This window comes from Paenibacillus sp. MT124 (assembly GCF_058792755.1).
Map to the genome: position 1 here is coordinate 4,593,821 of NZ_CM179500.1, position 17,846 is coordinate 4,611,666.

Annotated in this window: 16 protein-coding genes; 3 read left to right on the forward strand and 13 right to left on the reverse strand. The window is 44.5% G+C overall.

Going from position 1 to position 17,846, the window contains the following annotated elements:
* Positions 1 to 152: 152 nt before the first annotated feature.
* From AC3RCI_RS20785 to AC3RCI_RS20815, 7 genes are all read right to left on the reverse strand, one after another.
* A complete protein-coding gene (locus AC3RCI_RS20785) occupies positions 153 to 1,922 on the reverse strand; it encodes an ABC transporter ATP-binding protein (RefSeq protein WP_095289952.1) in 1,770 nt (589 codons plus the stop codon).
* Between the two features lie 17 nt (positions 1,923 to 1,939).
* Positions 1,940 to 2,821: an ABC transporter permease gene (locus tag AC3RCI_RS20790; RefSeq protein ID WP_371859956.1), complete on the reverse strand. Its 882-nt coding sequence runs from the start codon at positions 2,819 to 2,821 to the stop codon at positions 1,940 to 1,942.
* 47 nt (positions 2,822 to 2,868) lie between these two features.
* Positions 2,869 to 3,801, reverse strand: a complete 933-nt coding sequence (locus tag AC3RCI_RS20795; RefSeq protein ID WP_095289949.1) for an ABC transporter permease — start codon at positions 3,799 to 3,801, stop codon at positions 2,869 to 2,871.
* Positions 3,802 to 3,990: 189 nt separating this feature from the next.
* Entirely contained in the window at positions 3,991 to 5,691 is a 1,701-nt protein-coding gene (locus tag AC3RCI_RS20800; protein ID WP_336780566.1) for a peptide ABC transporter substrate-binding protein, read from the reverse strand.
* Between the two features lie 151 nt (positions 5,692 to 5,842).
* Positions 5,843 to 6,217: a DUF3397 domain-containing protein gene (locus AC3RCI_RS20805; protein WP_492526191.1), complete on the reverse strand. Its 375-nt coding sequence runs from the start codon at positions 6,215 to 6,217 to the stop codon at positions 5,843 to 5,845.
* Positions 6,217 to 7,179 (reverse strand): ketopantoate reductase family protein, encoded by a 963-nt coding sequence (locus AC3RCI_RS20810; RefSeq protein ID WP_492526193.1) that lies wholly within the window; start codon positions 7,177 to 7,179, stop codon positions 6,217 to 6,219. Before AC3RCI_RS20810 ends, AC3RCI_RS20805 begins: the two co-directional genes overlap by 1 nt.
* 143 nt (positions 7,180 to 7,322) lie before the next feature.
* Positions 7,323 to 7,973 carry an RsfA family transcriptional regulator gene (locus tag AC3RCI_RS20815; protein ID WP_095359469.1) on the reverse strand — a complete coding sequence of 217 codons (651 nt, stop codon included), beginning with the start codon at positions 7,971 to 7,973 and terminating at the stop codon, positions 7,323 to 7,325.
* 313 nt (positions 7,974 to 8,286) lie between these two features.
* Between AC3RCI_RS20815 and AC3RCI_RS20820 the strand changes: the two genes are divergently transcribed.
* Complete coding sequence (locus AC3RCI_RS20820) at positions 8,287 to 8,523, forward strand: DUF2626 domain-containing protein (RefSeq protein WP_095289941.1); 237 nt, start codon at positions 8,287 to 8,289, stop codon at positions 8,521 to 8,523.
* Positions 8,524 to 8,719: 196 nt separating this feature from the next.
* Complete coding sequence (locus tag AC3RCI_RS20825; RefSeq protein WP_492526195.1) at positions 8,720 to 9,796, forward strand: coiled-coil domain-containing protein; 1,077 nt, start codon at positions 8,720 to 8,722, stop codon at positions 9,794 to 9,796.
* Here AC3RCI_RS20825 and AC3RCI_RS20830 read toward each other — a convergent pair.
* Both AC3RCI_RS20830 and AC3RCI_RS20835 read right to left on the reverse strand, forming a co-directional pair.
* Positions 9,788 to 11,068 carry an ABC transporter substrate-binding protein gene (locus AC3RCI_RS20830; protein ID WP_492526196.1) on the reverse strand — a complete coding sequence of 427 codons (1,281 nt, stop codon included), beginning with the start codon at positions 11,066 to 11,068 and terminating at the stop codon, positions 9,788 to 9,790. The two genes, AC3RCI_RS20825 and AC3RCI_RS20830, sit on opposite strands and share 9 nt — an antisense overlap.
* A 224-nt stretch (positions 11,069 to 11,292) precedes the next feature.
* Entirely contained in the window at positions 11,293 to 12,627 is a 1,335-nt protein-coding gene (locus AC3RCI_RS20835; protein WP_095289936.1) for a PhoH family protein, read from the reverse strand.
* 239 nt (positions 12,628 to 12,866) lie between these two features.
* On the opposite strand from AC3RCI_RS20835, the gene AC3RCI_RS20840 reads away from it, so the two are divergent.
* Entirely contained in the window at positions 12,867 to 13,562 is a 696-nt protein-coding gene (locus tag AC3RCI_RS20840; RefSeq protein ID WP_492526198.1) for a YhcN/YlaJ family sporulation lipoprotein, read from the forward strand.
* A 7-nt stretch (positions 13,563 to 13,569) separates the two neighbouring features.
* Here the strand turns inward: AC3RCI_RS20840 and AC3RCI_RS20845 are convergent, their stop codons facing one another.
* The 4 genes from AC3RCI_RS20845 to typA all read right to left on the reverse strand — a co-directional run bounded on the left by AC3RCI_RS20845 (position 13,570) and on the right by typA (position 17,718).
* Complete coding sequence (locus AC3RCI_RS20845) at positions 13,570 to 14,022, reverse strand: pyridoxamine 5'-phosphate oxidase family protein (RefSeq protein WP_095289932.1); 453 nt, start codon at positions 14,020 to 14,022, stop codon at positions 13,570 to 13,572.
* Positions 14,023 to 14,115: 93 nt separating this feature from the next.
* Positions 14,116 to 15,177 carry an LCP family protein gene (locus AC3RCI_RS20850; RefSeq protein ID WP_154895134.1) on the reverse strand — a complete coding sequence of 354 codons (1,062 nt, stop codon included), beginning with the start codon at positions 15,175 to 15,177 and terminating at the stop codon, positions 14,116 to 14,118.
* A 91-nt stretch (positions 15,178 to 15,268) separates the two neighbouring features.
* Complete coding sequence (locus tag AC3RCI_RS20855; protein WP_492526200.1) at positions 15,269 to 15,565, reverse strand: YlaH-like family protein; 297 nt, start codon at positions 15,563 to 15,565, stop codon at positions 15,269 to 15,271.
* Between the two features lie 305 nt (positions 15,566 to 15,870).
* Positions 15,871 to 17,718, reverse strand: a complete 1,848-nt coding sequence (gene typA / locus AC3RCI_RS20860) for a translational GTPase TypA (RefSeq protein WP_095289927.1) — start codon at positions 17,716 to 17,718, stop codon at positions 15,871 to 15,873.
* Positions 17,719 to 17,846 lie beyond the last annotated feature (128 nt).

The window sequence follows — 17,846 nt, forward strand, 5'->3', positions numbered from 1 at the left end:
GGTCTGCCTCCTATTCTGCTTCAAAGAGCCTTTCTTGATTGTACCGAACTACAGGCCACTTCGTCAAAAGAAAGTCACCTAAAAAATTAAAAAACCGCCGAACAAGCCGGCGGTTTAATAACATCAATAAGTCCAAACGGAATAATAATTCCTTATACGTATGGTTCGGAAACCCAGTGACCTTTGGAAATCTCGATCAATTGAGCATTCTCCAGGTTATACGGATCGTTTACAGGACCCGTTGCTCCATTTTGGATTGGTCCAGACTGTTCGTCCGGCAGCAAAATGCGGCGTTTGTTTGCTTCCACTTCCGGATCGGGTACAGGAATAGCAGATAGCAATGTTTTGGTGTAAGGGTGAACCGGGTTAGAGTAAAGTTCTTCACTCTCTGCCAGCTCAACTACTTTACCCATGTACATAACAGCAACGCGGTCACTGATATGTTTAACCATGGACAAGTCATGCGCAATGAAGAGGTAAGTCAAACCAAGGCGCTGTTGAAGCTCCTCGAGCAACTTAACCACTTGAGCTTGGATGGATACATCAAGTGCAGACAAAGGCTCGTCACAGATGATGAATTTAGGATCCACAGCAAGCGCACGGGCAATACCAATCCGTTGTCTTTGACCACCGGAGAATTCATGCGGATAACGAAGCGCGTGGCTTGGATTCAAGCCTACGAGATCCAGCAACTCCTCTACACGTTTCTTCCGCTCTTTACCGCTGGAAGCCAGTCCATGAATATCAAGTGATTCGCCGATAATATCCATAACGTTGAAACGTGGATTCAGTGATGCATATGGATCTTGGAAGATCATCTGCATGTCTTTACGCATTTCTTTCATTTTGCGTGGAGATAGCTTATAGATATCCGTTCCGTTAAAGTTTACATTTCCGCCCGTTGGCTCATAAAGGCGAAGAATCGTGCGTCCTGTTGTGGATTTACCACATCCGGATTCACCTACAACCCCGAGGGTTTCGCCTTCAAAAATATCAAAGCTGACATCATTAACCGCTTTGAGAATGTTTCCTTTACCCAAATTGAAGTATTGTTTCAGGTTCTTCACTTCAACTAGCGGCTTGTTGGCACCTTTGATAATACCAACCGGAGTCGGTTTTTCTTTCTTAGGCTCGTCCAAACGAGGCAAGGCGTTCAACAATTTGATCGTATATGGATGCTTAGGATTGCTGAAAATCTCAGCTGTCGTTCCCGTCTCCACAACTTCGCCTTCCTTCATAACGACAACCCGATCACACATACCGGCTACTACACCAAGGTCATGGGTAATGAGCATGATGGAAGTTCCCAGCTTTTGCTGCATATCTTTCATAACGTCCAGGATTTGTGCCTGAATCGTTACGTCGAGTGCAGTTGTCGGCTCATCCGCAATCAGAAGGGATGGACGACATGCCAGGGCAATGGCGATCATTGCACGCTGACGCATACCACCGGAAAATTGGTGTGGGTAGTGATTCATGCGAATTGCCGCATTTTTGATACCCACGAGCTCCAACATTTCCAGAGCGCGTTTCTCCGCTTCTTTTTTGGACATGTTTTGGTGTTTGCGAAGCACTTCGGTAATTTGTTTACCGACTTTAATTGTAGGATTCAATGAAGTCATTGGATCCTGGAAGATCATCCCGATATCTTTACCGCGGATAGCTTCCATTTGTTTATCTGTTTTTCCAAGCAGGCTCTGCCCGTGAAAAGTAATCTCTCCACTTTTGACCTTCGAAGGCGGGGAGGGAATCAACTTCATGATGGTTTGGGCGGTAACACTCTTACCACTACCGGATTCACCAACAATCCCCAGCGTCTCTCCTTTGCCAAGTTCAAAACTCACATTTTTAACGGCATCAAATTCACCAGAACGTGTTGTAAATGACACGCTTAGGTCTTTGACTGTTAAGATTGGCTCCATAATCCCACCTCCTATTTCTATTTACGTAATTTCGGATCGAGTGCGTCACGCAGACCGTCTCCGAGCAAGTTAAATGCAAGCATTGTAAGTACCATCAGACCTGCAGGGAACCACATCCGCCAAGGATACAGCGTCCAGCCTGTCAATGCGTCATTGATCATCGAACCCAGGGAAGATTTCGGTGCAGATACACCCAATCCGAGGAAGCTCAAGAACGCTTCAGCAAAGATGGCATTTGGAATAGATAGAGTCAGCGTTACGAGAATTGGTCCTACTGCATTCGGCAGCAAGTGGCGGAACAATTGACGTCCTGTGCTTGCGCCCATAGACCGCGCTGCAAGAATAAAGTCTCTGTTTTTCAATTGCATAATCTCACCACGTACAATCCAGGACATGCTGATCCAGCCTGTGATCGTAAGGGCAATGATGATCGTCGTAAGACTTGGTTCCAAAACAACGAGCAACAAGATTACAACGAGCATGTAAGGCAGGGAATAGAGAATCTCGGAGAACTTGTTCATGATACCATCAACACGTCCACCGTAGAAGCCCATAATCGCTCCGTAGATTACCCCGATGACAAGGTCAATCAAGGCAGCGGCCAGACCTACAGTAAGGGATACACGTGCACCTACCCAGGTTCTTACCCATACGTCACGACCGAGCTCGTCCGTTCCGAACCAGTGCTCCGCACTTGGCGCTGCATTGGCATTAAGCAAATCATTAGAATAATAATTATAACTTGTGAATAACGAAGTTGGACCAATCAAAGAGAAAATGACAACAAGAACCAGAATGCCCAAACTGATCATCGCGGCCTTGTTGGTTGCAAGTCTGTACATGGCGTCTTTCCATAACGATACACTTTCTTGCGATTTCACCGCTGCCTGACTATCCAGGGCAGTGTTCGCCGTTTCTTTATTGTTATTGTTCGTGCCAGACAACGTTATGCCCCCTTCCGGCTTTCCAGCTTAATTCTAGGATCAATCAGCACATATGCGATATCTGTAAGGAAACGTGCCAACATCAGGAGGATACCATAGAAAATCGTAATCCCCATGATCATTGTATAATCCCGGTTCGTAATACTCTCTACGAATACTTTACCAATTCCCCCGATGTTAAAGATTTGCTCAATAACGACGGAACCCGTGATGATGTTAGCTGTCATCGGACCTACATAAGTTACAACGGGAAGAATACCGTTACGAATAACGTGTTTAAACATGATTGCAGGCCATTTCAGACCTTTGGCTTTTGCTGTCTTGATGTAATCCGCGTGCAGTACTTCGAGCATGCTGGAACGCGTCAAACGTGCGATAAAGGCAATCGGGGATGCAGACAATGCCGCAACCGGAAGTACATAGTCAAGCGGTCCGTCGAATCCCATAACGTTAAACCAACCCAGTTTGAAGGCGAAAACGTATTGAAGCAGGGATGCGAGCAAGAAGCTCGGTACCGCGATACCAATTACCGCGAGGATCATCGTGACATCATCTATCAGCTTACGATGGTAAACCGCAGCGATAAGTCCTAGCAAAACCCCAACAACGACAGAGATCACAATAGCGAAGATCCCCAGTTTCAGAGATGCTGTAAACGTTTGAGTGATCATGTCGGTTACTTCTTGATTCAGATATTTCATCGAAACACCAAAATCACCTTTGAGAATTCCACCCATATACTTCAGGTATTGTTCATACATCGGTTTGTCCAGCCCATACTTCTCTTCCAGTAGTGCCCGAATTTCAGGCGATACTTTTTTCTCGGATGTAAAAGGGTCACCCGGAATGGCCTTCATCAGGAAGAAGGTTGCTGATGCGAGTATGAAAAGCGATAGCAGCATAAATAGCAATTTTTTCAGCACGTACTTAACCAACCCTTGCACACCTCCAAAAACAATATTTTGTATACAAATCGATTGTAGAATTAGACATGAATAAAGTCCAATCCATTTATCGGAAATTTCAAGAATTATAAGGAAAATCGGTGCACATACAAAAAAATCGGGATATATATGGAATTCCACATATATATCCCGAAGTAATCATATAGACTTCAGAACAACTTATTTCTCTTCCAGATATGCACGAGTGAAGTCAATTGCTCCACTGAAATCAAGTTGTACGCCTTTCAGGTAAGGCTTAGTCAAAGATACGTTAGTGTAGTAGTAAATCGGCATTACGCCCATTTCATCTTGAATCAGGATTTTCTCAGCATCAGCAAATGCAGCCATACGTGCAGCTGGATCAGCAGATTTTACAGTGTCTTTAACATCTTTGTCGTACTGTTCGTTGCTGAATTTGGAATCATTGTTTGTGTTTCCAGTAGTCCACATTTCCAAGAAGTTGTACGGATCGTTGTAGTCTGCAGACCAGCCTGCACGAGCTACTTGGAAGTTTTGGTTTTGACGGTTCTCAAGGAATACGCCCCACTCTTGGTTTTCCGTTTTCACGTCAACACCAAGGTTTTTCTTCCACATGTCAGCTACAGCAAGCGCGATTTTCGCGTGAGCATCACTAGTGTTGTAGATCAATGTAACAGCTGGCAAAGTTGTGTAGCCTTCTTCTTTCATACCTTCAGCAAGCAATTTTTTAGCTTCTTCAACATTTTCAGTGAAGTAGTCGTCTTTGTGCTCATCACGGAATTCGCCGTTTTCACCGCGGATACCTGGAGGTACAAAGCCGTAAGCTGGAACTTGTCCACCTTGTGTAACTTTGTCAACGATCAATTGACGCTCGATCGACATTGCGAAAGCTTTACGGATTTTAGCATTGTTGAATGGAGCTTCATTAACGTTGAACTGGTAGTAGTACGTACTTGCAATACCAGTTGCTTTGAATTCATCCGGCAATTCCGCTTTTACAGAAGGAATTTGGTCGGTTGGAATTTCACCGTTAGGTGCACCAGTGTAATCCAGTTGTCCAGACTTGTAAGCTTGCAGCTCGGAAGCACTGCTGCTTGTCAGGGACATGTTGATTTCAGACAATTTGATGTCAGAAGCTGCGTGGTAGCCTTCGTTTTTCTTAACTACGATTTTTTGACCTTTAGCGTATTGATCCATTACAAATGGTCCGTTAACGATCATGTTTTTGTAGTCTGTGAAGAATTTATCGTTTGTGTCAGCAGATTGGTGTACTGGGTAGTACGTGTAGAATGCAGTCAGACCCAAGAAGTAAGGTGTTGGGTTTTCCAACGTTACTTCGAGTGTGTGCTCATCAGTAGCTTTTACACCCACTTGGGAGAAATCTGTGATTTTAGTACCTTTGTATGTTTCGTCTTTGCTGAGGTTGTAACCTTCAGCGCCTTTGATGTAGTACAATTGGTAAGCGTACGGGGAAGCCGTTTCCGGTTTCAAAGCACGTTCCCAAGAACGAACGAAGTCTTCAGCAGTGATTGCATCACCGTTGCTCCATTTCGCATCCGGATTCAGGTTGAACACATATTTCAAACCATCTTCGGAAATTGTCCAGTCTTTCGCAACGCCTGGTGCTTCTTTACCATTCTCGTCGATGCGTACAAGACCTTCATACAAGAATTTCAGAACAGTGTTGGTTTGGCTGTCTTTTGCCTGAGCCGGGTCCAACGTAGGAGGTTCAGCTGTCAGGTTAATTTTCAGCACTTGATCTTTTGCGAGGCCGCTTCCCTCGCCTGCAGAGCCAGTTCCCGTGTTACTTGTTGTGCCTTCATTTTTCGATCCGCACGCTGCAAGTACGGTACCGAACGCCAGAATCAGCGTCAAAAGGACTAATAGACTTTTCCTTTTCATCTAACACTTTCCCCCTAAATTGATGTGGTTTATGTTTATAGATTATACAACCACCGGTCAAAAAAATCTACATTACTTTTTCAGAAAGTAATGTTTTTTTCAGTTTTCGACAAAATCGACACATTTTTTGGCCGTTTTGCGTTATGTAACCTTACATCTGTTTCATTAAGTATCTAAATAAGCCAAATATAGTAAACGAGACATACCCAAAACTCATCATTACAAAGGCCATGCGCCAAACGGCCCGGAACATTCGACCCCCATCGACCTTTCCTTTCAACCTATTTTGAGCCCCTCCAATCAATCCAAGTGCAATTAGTATGAGTATCATGGTTAAATAAAATCCAAAATTCGAATCAAATGTTAAGTTGAATAACGCCGAAACCGAGAAAATCAGAAAAACCGTGGTGACATCCATTGCTGTGCGAAGTGAAGCTCGTTTATCCTTTTTCCACCCATACATGACCCAGTACACAATAAGAAACGGAAAAAACGGTAGTATGCTCAGCACAATAAAAAAACCCATTAACTCACTCCTTCCGGCCTAATTCCTTCGATCAGATGAAGCATTAATTCATGCTGTGGAGCAGTCAACCCACACCGACGCGCCAGTTGTACCATTTGCCCACTGATGGATTCCACTTCGGTACGCCGTCCTTGCATAACATCTGCGAGCATCGAGGATGTATTCGAAGCCGTCGATCGACAAACGGATAGAATTTCCTCCCACATGTCGGTACCCAGCATAATATCGCTCGCCTTGTAAATGGCTAAAGCTTCATCATATAAACGACGCATGACCTTTAAGCGATAATCATTCTGAAGCAATTCTCCATTGGGTATTCTCCATATCGCAGTGAGTGGATTAATGACAGCATTGATCAGAAGCTTCCTGTATATCAGCTTATCGATTTGATTCGACGCTGTACAGTTAAATCCTGCCTGCTGCAATAGTGCCTCCAACCGAACTTCTTCCAGATTCCTTGAGGTGTCTTTCTCTACTTCTTTCGTATGTACATCTCTACCAAACCAGGTTTGTCCCTCACCAGCCCGTATGACCCCATACTGCACCCTCTTGGCACCTTCTGTAGTTACTGCCCGGTATATGCTGGACAACGGCAGGGCTGCTTGTATCTTCTCTATATGACCCATCCCGTTCTGGAAGCAGACAATGTTAAGGATATAATCTTTCATCGTCTCCATGATATGAATAACATCATCTATACTTGTCTGCTTAACCATGAGGAGAAGCCAATCACTAGGTTGATCATGCCAGTGAGCAGACCATTCGGTTATTGGATAGGCCTGAATATGTTGAGGAAGCAACTTAGTCTTCTTCCCTTGCTCTGTAATCGTTAGTCCGCGTACACGCAGTTCTTCCGCTTGTTCAGGCGTCCTTGTCCAAAACCGCACAGAATAACCTCCAGCCTGAAGCTTTCCTCCATATAAAAGACCAAGTGAGCCAGCTCCTACAATGTCGATCACCATGAGACATCCCTCTTCCACTCTCAATAATTACATCTATATATAATAGAACAAATAATTCAAACAAAAAACCCGTCTTACCTGCCGTTTGTAACGGAGATGTGACGGGCCTGATCAAATATCGTCATTCTTACAAACTTGATCCGTTATTCAATTCGTTCCAGATTGCCGTTGGCATCCATTTTGAAACGAGTTTTTAGTTCCTCATCTTCTTCAGCCAGAAAGGCAAGCCTGCGTGCACGATCCATGATCTGAATCAATGCCTTGTAATCATCATTTACGACACGGTAATCGGTTTGCACTTCATTCACTTGTTTGGATAAACGATCATTCTCACAACGAAGCTCATGGAGTTCATCTTCTTTTTCACGAAGTTCCTTTTCGAGCATTTTGAGTTGACGCCCATTTTCCTGAACATTACCTTTCCACTGGCGCAAAAAGCGAATTACTGCATCAATGGATAAGGAGTCTTCTGAAACGCCATCGGCCTTGTACAGGTTTTCTTCCGTATCAAGCGTAGATAGAGCTGCAACCTGTGGTCCAAGCAAAGCTGGCTGTTTTCGGAGATAACTTCTCTTTTGACGCTGTGCCTTCGCATTGCTGATGGCAGACTCATACTTTTTACGCACACAGCTGTTCCAGCGAAAACCGCAAGCGGCAGATGTTCTGCCTATTTTTTCGCCCACTTCCTCGAAGGCTGCGAGTTGTGTGCTGCCTTCCCGAATATGCCGCAAAGTCACCTCAGCCAAGATCAAATCGTCCTCTGTACTCCAAGCATCCTGTCTCACTGCAGTCATGCTATAATACCCTCCTAACAACATCCTAAAATAACCGTCCTCATTACCGGTTTCCCGGTTTGTGAATTAGGTATAAAAGCTGCTTCATTCATTCTTATGCCTCTCATAGAGTTCATAGAATTGATTTCATACTAAAATGTATGTCCATATTTGCGAGCACTCATACCTTACATATGGAAAAGGTGACCTATTTGCTCACGGATTCGATAAAAAAGAATTCGCTTTCATATCCAATTCTGTTTACACCTTTTTCCTTTCCCGGTATAATGTTGTGTAGACAATCTATGATCGTACATAGAGAGGAGGACTAACCGTGGCACGCATGTTTCGGGTACTCGGGTTCTTCACGCTAACGATTGGCCTGATGGCTTTTGCGGGAGATTTGGTCGAGATGGCTTTGCTTTTTTTCCTGCAGACTGCGTTTTTCGTCATTTTGGGGTATTTAAAATTCACCGAAAGAACGTACATATTGCTCTTCTGGGGTTATATGATCGTTACTTTCACAGGGTTCAGCTACTGGACTGTGTTCCAAATGGGGTTGCCGCTTTAATCCGCCAACAGCATCAAAGCGATTCGGCCATAAGCCGTTTCGCTTTTTTGTTTTTCCTTTATGGCTGTCTGATTAATGGATTGTTTTCAGAGTTATGTAACCACTAAGGATATTTCAAGATTTCATTTCATATATTGTCTGGAAGACAGAAGCCTGTACAATGAATATTGTACTTGAAGGAAAGGAGAATGATACGGTGAACCGTCGATATAGCATTTGTGCCCTAATCCTATGCACACTACTATTTGGTCAACCTACATCGGCATATGCCTATGGTGAACCTTCACCTGAGGAAACACGTGAAATTTTGCAGAAAAGTCTGTCCATCGTGGAAATCGATCACGAAATTGAACGTATTGCCGTAAGGCAGAAGGAACTCAATCAACAGCAGGAAGAATTGAATGTTCAGCTCCAGGAACAGGAAGATCAAATACATATTCAGCAAGATCGGGCAGGCGCTGTAGTAAGGTCGTATTACACCGGAGAACGAGACAGCCTTCTCATGACGGTCCTGGGGGCAAGATCGTTCAAAGACTTGTTTATCTTATTTGACTACTACCAAATTATTATTGGCAGAGATCAGGCAGTGCTAAGCAAATATCAGGACCGTTATCGCAGCATGCAGGAAACTTCAACGAAAATAAGTCAGACCACGGCTGAGCTGGACGAACTAAAGACTAATTTGGTAAGACAGCGAGAGCGTGTGGTTGCATTGCAGAAGGAAGTAGACGGACAAGTTTCGGCAAGTGGGAACCCGGCAGCCATTCAGAAGTTAATGGAGGAATTGACGATTTATTGGGAAAATGTTGGCATTTATGAGGTCAAACGTTATTTCAGAGCACTAGCAGCAGCCATGCAAAATCTCCCTCAGTTTATACAAGAACAGAATGGCGGAATTTCCACAACCGGAACAGCCTATACCATTCAAATTGGACAAGACGATCTGAATCAATTCCTGCGTGAACAGAACCCGATCTTCGAGGATTTTGCCTTTCAGTTTGACGACCGAATTACAGCCTCCGGACAGCGTGATCAGTTACAGCTCAGTATTGAGGGTCATTATACGGTAGAAAATGAACCTCAGAATTCGATCCGTTTTCATGTAGATAAGCTTGTTTTCAACCAATTGGAACTACCTGATACGACAAGACGTATGCTTGAAAAGGAATTTGATCTTGGTTTCTACCCGCAGAAAATTCTGTCCTTCGTGAAAGCTACAGATGTATCGACAAGTAAAGGGGTACTTGAAGTTAAACTCGCCATATCATTTTGATGATTGCTGCATTTTTAAAATGTCATTCACATACTGATTCGCAGAAACCTCTCCCTGAAGAAACTGTTGAACTTTCTTATTATATTGTAATACCAGCTCTGGGTTATCCATCACAGGGGTTTCAGATGTTTTGGACATAAACCATTCCTGACCATTACCACTCATTATTTGCCCTTCGACTGAGAGCTTTTGGGACGCTGTGTTCAATTGCTGCTGTTGACCAGGCAAATGATGAGCTTGCTGGTACCAGTCTGATTGCACGGAATTGGAGGTCATGCCCTCAATCCATCGACTGGCCTGCTCTGCTTCATGTGAACCCGACGTAATTACGAAACTTCTGGATGTTACAGGTGCAAGGGGTTTAAACATAATCCGATTCGTTAGACGATCTTCAGTTGCCAGATCATTGTTCACCAGTTGGGAAAAAGGTGTCACCACCATTAACGCTTCTTCCTGCATGTCTTTATCAGCAAAATCCGGGTCGGTATTTTGGGCCTGAATATAAGGTTGAACTCGGTTAAGCACCTGCAGCACCTGTTCATATTCCCCAGCTGTATGCGACTCTGTTGACGTTTTCAACTTACTCGGAGCGACTCCAGACCCAAACTCATTTAACCAAGCATCTGCAGCGGAAGCATCATCAATGTTGATCGCAAGTAACTTCTGGCTCTTATTCTCCATTTGACTAATAACCCTCGTCCACTCATCCAGGTTTTGTGGTAAACGTTCCAAGCCAGCATCAGCAAGAGATTTAGACCGTGATGCAAGGACGTAAGGGTCGAAATCAAATGGCATTCCCCATTGATAACCATTCCACTCTGTCTTCTCCCGTAATGGAGATACCGAGTCACCAAGCGCCTTCGACAATGTTGTTGCATTTAAAGGGTACAGATGCCCTCTTTTGGCGTAACCCTGAATTTCCTCACTATTAAGCAGGATTACATCCCCGCTGTCCCCTACAGCAAGCTCGTTATCCAGTACCTTCTTATATGTATCCGAGGGCAGATTCCGTAGATTGATGTTCACCACCCGCGCGGCAGCAACTTGTTTTGCGATTGCCGAGAACACCTGAAACTCACTTTCAGACATCGAAACGACAATTTCAACCGGCGCCTGTTGATTCTCACTACGGGTTACAGCATTAGGAAAGGCATCATTCTCCTGATCTTGATCCTGGTTCTGTTGTACTCCTCTAAAATCAAAGCTTGGAGACAGGATCGTCAATGAAAGCAGCAGCACTGCAAATAAAACAACCTGATGTCTACGCTTCATTAACTCTCCTCCTCGCTCCCTATATTTTTCCTGTAAAATTTATTGTAACAAAAAAGTAGTACTCCTGTCCTATCCTGCCAAAAAACATATTTTTGAGATTTTGCATACTAAGAGAATACATAGGTCTGTGCAATAACTCTTTTTAAATATTTCAGCAAAAAAAAGACCGGCTCCAATGAGCCGATCTTTTTTTATATTTTCCCGGGAAATATATCCGCTTAAACTTATAACAAATCCGCCGCCAATTGAGCCAGTTTGGAACGCTCCCCTTTTTCAAGCATAATATGTCCACTAATGCCCTCTTGTTTGAATCGTTCCACAACATAGGTCAGACCATTGCTCGCGGAATCCAGATACGGATGATCGATTTGCTCAGGGTCACCCATCAGTATGATTTTACTGCCTTCACCTACACGCGAAACGATGGTTTTTACTTCATGACGTGATAGGTTCTGGGCTTCATCCACAATAATAAATTGACCAGGTATGGAGCGTCCGCGAATATACGTTAATGCTTCCACCTGTATACTGCCTAGACCCATCAAAATTTTATCGATATCTCCAGCCTTTTTTGTATCGAACAAAAACTCTAGATTATCATATATAGGCTGCATCCACGGTCTCAGCTTCTCTTCCTTTTCCCCTGGTAGATAACCGATATCCTTCCCCATGGGAACCACTGGCCTCGCAATCAATAACTTTTTATACTTATGATCATCCTCCACCTTAAGAAGACCTGCAGCGAGAGCCAGTAAGGTTTTACCTGTGCCTGCTTTGCCCGTAATGGTCACGAGTGGTATATCGTCATTCAGAAGTAATTCCAGCGCCATACGCTGCTGAGCATTTCGAGCACTAATCCCCCATACGTTATCATTGCTTAGGAACAGCGGCTCAAGTTTGGTTCCCTCCGTGTTTACCTTTAGCAGCGCTGATTTGTTGGTACCCATTTCATCCTTAAGAATCACAAATTCATTAGGATACAGCTTATAGGACAACTGCAATGGTTTAATTGGCAGAAAACGATATGTGTAAAACTCATCGATTACCGACGGGTGAACTTTCAAGGCTGTATAGCCTGGATATAGTTCACTGAGCCCTGCAGTCCGATCGGACAAGTAATCTTGAGTGAACAGACCGAGTACATCTGCTTTGATACGTACAAGTACATCCTTGCTTACCAACACAACCTGCCGTTCCACAACCTCTTTCTCATTTTCTTCAATTTGATAATTTAGCGCAACCGCCAGGATTCGGTTATCATTGGTGATTTCACCGAACATTTCTTGTACCCTTACAAAACTGCGATGATTCAATTCGACCTTCAGGTTACCTCCATTGGCGAGAGGAACTCCACTGTGCAGGTGACCCAGTTCACGCAGACCATCAAGCAATCTCGAAACATTTCGGGCATTGCGGCCAATCTCATCAGCATTTCTTTTTTTGGAGTCAATTTCCTCCAGTACAACCGCGGGAATGATTACCTCATGTTCCTCAAAGGCAAAAATGGCATTGGGGTCATGCAGAAGCACGTTGGTATCCAATACAAAAATCTTTTTCATTCAATCCCCTCCAAAGCGGCGTCGTTAAAGGCATGGTTTGGAACGTGAACTCGGGAATGCCGGATTAGATCATAGGTTTTCCATGCACAAGCAGTCCTTTTTTCCCATTCCCAAGTTCATCTGTGATCGTGTGATCTTTCAGCAGCGGCATGGACAATCATGCTCCCATACATAAATGTATTCGTCTCGGACAAAATAATTGCAACATTCTGAAAAACTCCAAGAAAGGATGAACATTTATGAGATATTGGGTTTGTACGCTGCTTCTGATCTTTATACTTACAGGCTGCAACAACACTACACGCAATGCCTCTCAAGAGCAGCAAGGAACTCATGCGAGGGGGTACGGAGGGAATGTTACAACACGGCAAGATCAACAAAACGGATCCCATATGCTCTTCACAGAGGATGACCGAATGAATCCTTCACGCCTTGACCGTTTCAATGAGAATACGGGTGAAGTTCATGAACTGAACGTTGCTGATGATAACCAGACAGGCCGCATGACCAATGAAAATCGAATCACCCATCTCAAGGCACTTGCCAAGCAAGTGGAAGGTGTCAAAGACGCCAATTGCGTCATTCTCGGAAATACAGCGGTCGTTGGCATTGACGTAGATGGCGAACTGGAACGTGCTCGTGTAGGAACAATTAAATATTCTGTTGCAGAAGCTTTGCGCAAAGATCCAGAAGGTGTTGATTCGATTGTTACCGCTGATGCGGATGTTACCGAACGAATCAGGGAGATTGGTGAGCATATCCGCCAAGGACACCCCATATCCGGATTTGCTTCTGAACTCGCTGATATGGTGGGACGAATTATTCCACAGCTCCCGAAAGACGTCAAGGTCCGTCAAAACCCAGTTGAGCAGGCTCCTGAAGAGCAGCAAATGCAGCAGCATACCACCGACAAAAAGCAACAAAAAGCCCAGTGATTTCTCACTAGGCTTTTTTCATGGCAGCAAAAACCTGCTCATCTAATTTCTCAGCAGCACGCTGATCGTATATTTTGACATATTGAGGCATAGAAGATAGCTGGGCTCCATAAAACAGGGCATTTCTGACCGCTTCAATGGAGATGTCGAAACAGCACATATTAAAGGGTACATCCTGCAATGGGTCCTGTCGAACAGAAGCACGTCCATTGATGGCATAAACCGTTTCTTCTCCAAATACCGTAACGGTAATCAACGGATTTTGTTTCATATTGTTCACAAGACGTGAACGATGATCCAAAGCGACCCGAAGCGTGGACGCATTCTCCGCATAGATCCAGGAGATTGCGGTGGATGTCGGGCCTCCAGATTCAATGTCTACCGTATTCAGGAGTACAAACGTTTCGTTCTTGAATTGCTGCAAAAGAGATTCAGTCAATTGTGTGACGGCTTCGGACATTAAACCAGCCCTCCCTAACCTTCTTTATGCAATTCTTGATACTATGAATGATGTTATTATAACACACCCGGAAACTTGCTTCCAATCCCCCAGCTACTCTGCCGCCGGAGTAGCTGTTACTTTGCCTGAGAGCGTGTCCTGCAAGGCTTGCTTCGCATTGGCCAGCTCCGTCTCATTCACATAAACATAAGGGCTTCTCCAGTCCCCGGTTACAGGCGTATAGTGCACATCCGATTTGGAAATGTTCCAATACGTAGCAATAAAGTTTTTCATCTGCTCGGATTCCACGTCGGTTGTCATATTGTCATCAATCGCACCAATGACTTTGCTAATCTTCGTCACACCACCAAGTGACTTCATCTGATCCAGCATGGAATTCAGTACCTGGTTTTGACGCTTGTTACGGTCAAAGTCATTGGATTCATCCGTTTTGGGATCACAGTTGGATTTGCGGTAGCGTACAAAATCGAGTGCTTGCTTGCCGTCCAGATGCTGATCACCCGCAACCAGATTAATATCTGTATTGTCGGCCGTATCCCGGTAACACATATTTTTGTCGACCGTCACATCCACACCACCCACGGCATCAACGGCATCGCGGAATGCCTGGAAGTTAAGCACCGTTGTGTAATTGATATCGACGTCAAAATACTTGCCCATCATTTCTTTCATCTGATCCTCAGCATTCTTACCTGAGGTCTTCTCCTGGGCTTTAAACTTAGGATAGTATGAGTTCAGTTTATTTGCCTTGTACCCTTCAAGTTCTATCCGCGTATCACGCGGCAAGGAAACAATTGTGGCCGTTTTGGTATCCGGGTTCATGGCTGCTACCATAACAACATCGGACAGATACGTTCCGGTTTCAGGACGGTTATCTGTACCCAACAGCAGCATGGTAATGGGCTTAGTCTTGGCCGACATCCCTGGAGGCACTGGTTTATCAATGCCGGTGTCCGCCACCTGATTGTATACCCAGTAGAGGTATCCCCCACCTACAATGATGGCAATCACCAAAAGGCTCAAAACGAATTTGGCAAATGTGCGCACCCGCTTTTTCTTTTTTGGTGGCTTACCTTTACTGTTGTTAGACCCTGAAGCTCCGGATTTGGCTGGTGCCTGTCTACGCGGAGGCAGTCCGTTCGAATTCGAGTTCATATCTTCAACACCTTTATCACATCTGTTTTGGTCCAAATAAAAGACAACCGCTTTCCCGAAGGAAAACGGATGGACTGTACAGAGACAGATTTTATAAATTTCTGGCGGCAGCTTCCGCCTTTTTCTTTTGACGACCTTCGATGAAATAGCGCACTCGCACTAACAGCATCAAACCGACGGCTACCAGCAAACATTGAATAATTGGGAGCTTATCGATCTGAAAAATAAGAAGCATGAATGTGCCCATCGCCATCAATAGATAAAGAAAGATTTCCTTAACAAGTGGCAATTTCTGACGTACCCGAAACACCTTATTATATACGTAAGTAATCAGCACAAAGATGACGATGTAGGCTACGATCGGGTGTGATGCGAACCATGCTTGCATGCACAGTCAGCTCCTTTCGTTGTTCATGCTTGTATAAGTAAACCGGTTGCTGGAGTACCCTAGCAGCTTAGAGAGCCAGTACGTGCTATTGTGACCGTTTCGGTTTCAGATCGTTCTTCCAATCGCTGTTATCCCCAGATTTTTTTAATCCATTTACACAATGGTAAAATCCGGGGATAAACGCGAACGCTTCGCTTCTTCAGAATCGATTCTGATCCCTACACTACTTTAGCTCCACAAGCTTTCATTACTTACCGGGCCCATCAAACGTTAACTTATACATACTATTTTTTGTTAGTTAATGATTAAGCGTTATTTTGAGCCATTTTGCGTTGTTTTTCTGCACGCTCACGCTCGGATTTGTTCAGGATCTTCTTACGAAGACGAATAGATTTCGGTGTAATCTCACAATATTCATCTTCATTCAGATATTCAAGCGCCTGTTCCAACGAGAAGATAATCGGCGTTTTAATTTTAACTGTGTCATCTTTACCAGAAGAACGAACGTTAGTCAGTTGTTTTTCTTTGCAGATGTTGACAACGATATCATTGTCACGCGTATGCTCCCCAACGATCATACCTTCGTAAATTTCTGTTCCTGGCTCAAGGAAGAGCGTACCACGATCCTCAACACCCATCATTCCATAGAACGTAGATGTACCCGTTTCAGTTGAGATCAGTACACCTTGGTGACGTCCACCCACTTGACCGGATACGACTGGAGCGTAGCTGTCAAATGCATGGTTCATTACGCCATAACCACGAGTCAATGTCAAGAAGTTGGTGCTGTATCCAATCAGACCACGTGCAGGAATCAGGAACTCCAGACGTACTTGTCCGCTACCCGTGTTGACCATGTTAACCATCTCTGCTTTACGTGCACCCAGGCTTTCCATGACGGAACCCATGCTTTCTTCAGGGATATCAATCAACAAGCGCTCAAGAGGTTCCATTTTCTTACCATCAATTTCTTTGACGATAACTTCCGGTTTGGATACTTGAAGCTCATATCCTTCACGACGCATATTTTCAATCAGGATACCGAGGTGAAGCTCACCACGTCCGGATACGATAAATGCATCTGGGCTCTCTGTTTCTTCAACACGAAGGGATACGTCCGTTTCCAATTCCTTCAACAAACGCTCACGCAGTTTACGGGAAGTTACCCATTTACCTTCACGGCCTGCGAATGGACTGTTGTTTACGAGGAATGTCATTTGCAGTGTTGGCTCGTCAATTTTCAGAACCGGCAAAGCTTCAGGGTTGTTCGGGTCAGCAATCGTTTCACCGATGTTGATATCCTTAATACCCGCGATCGCAACGATGTCACCTGCGCCAGCTTCCTCTGTCTCAACACGTTTCAGACCTTGGAAACCAAACAGTTTCTCGATACGAGCTGTTTTACTTTTGCCATCACGCATAATAACCGTAACGGATTGGCCTTGACGAATCACACCGCGGTTTACACGACCGATAGCGATACGTCCGAGATATTCATTATAGTCCATCAGCGTAACGAGGAATTGCAGTGGCTCTTCAACGTTCTCTGTTGGATGAGGGATATGACTTACGATGGTATCGTAGATCGCCATCATGTTGTCATCTTGTTTGGCAGGGTCGTCTTCCATGCTGGATGTTCCGTTCAATGCGGAAGCATATACGACAGGGAATTCAAGCTGCTCATCGCTGGCACCCAGTTCGATAAACAGGTCAAGTACTTCATCAATAACCTCAGCCGGACGAGCCGCTGGACGGTCAATTTTGTTTACAATAACGATTGGAGTCAGGTTGTGCTCCAGTGCTTTACGAAGTACGAACTTCGTTTGTGGCATACAGCCCTCATAAGCATCGACAACGAGCAATACACCGTCAACCATTTTCATGATCCGTTCTACTTCACCACCGAAGTCGGCGTGTCCTGGTGTATCTACAATGTTGATCAGGTAATCTTTATAAGTTATAGCCGTGTTTTTGGCCAAAATCGTAATACCGCGTTCACGCTCCAAATCGTTGGAGTCCATTGCGCGCTCCTGTACCGTTTCGTGATCACGGAAAGTACCGGATTGCTGGAGCAACTTGTCGACTAGCGTTGTTTTCCCGTGGTCGACGTGGGCAATAATCGCAATATTGCGAATGTGTTCTCTTGAATGCATGGTTTGTATCCATATCCTTTCCAATTTCAATTCTTATCTACTAAACTTCCCGCATTTCTGCAGGCTACTCACCCAAAATAAGCGTCGGTGATATCCCGACGCATGTCTTTATCCCTTATATTATAGTT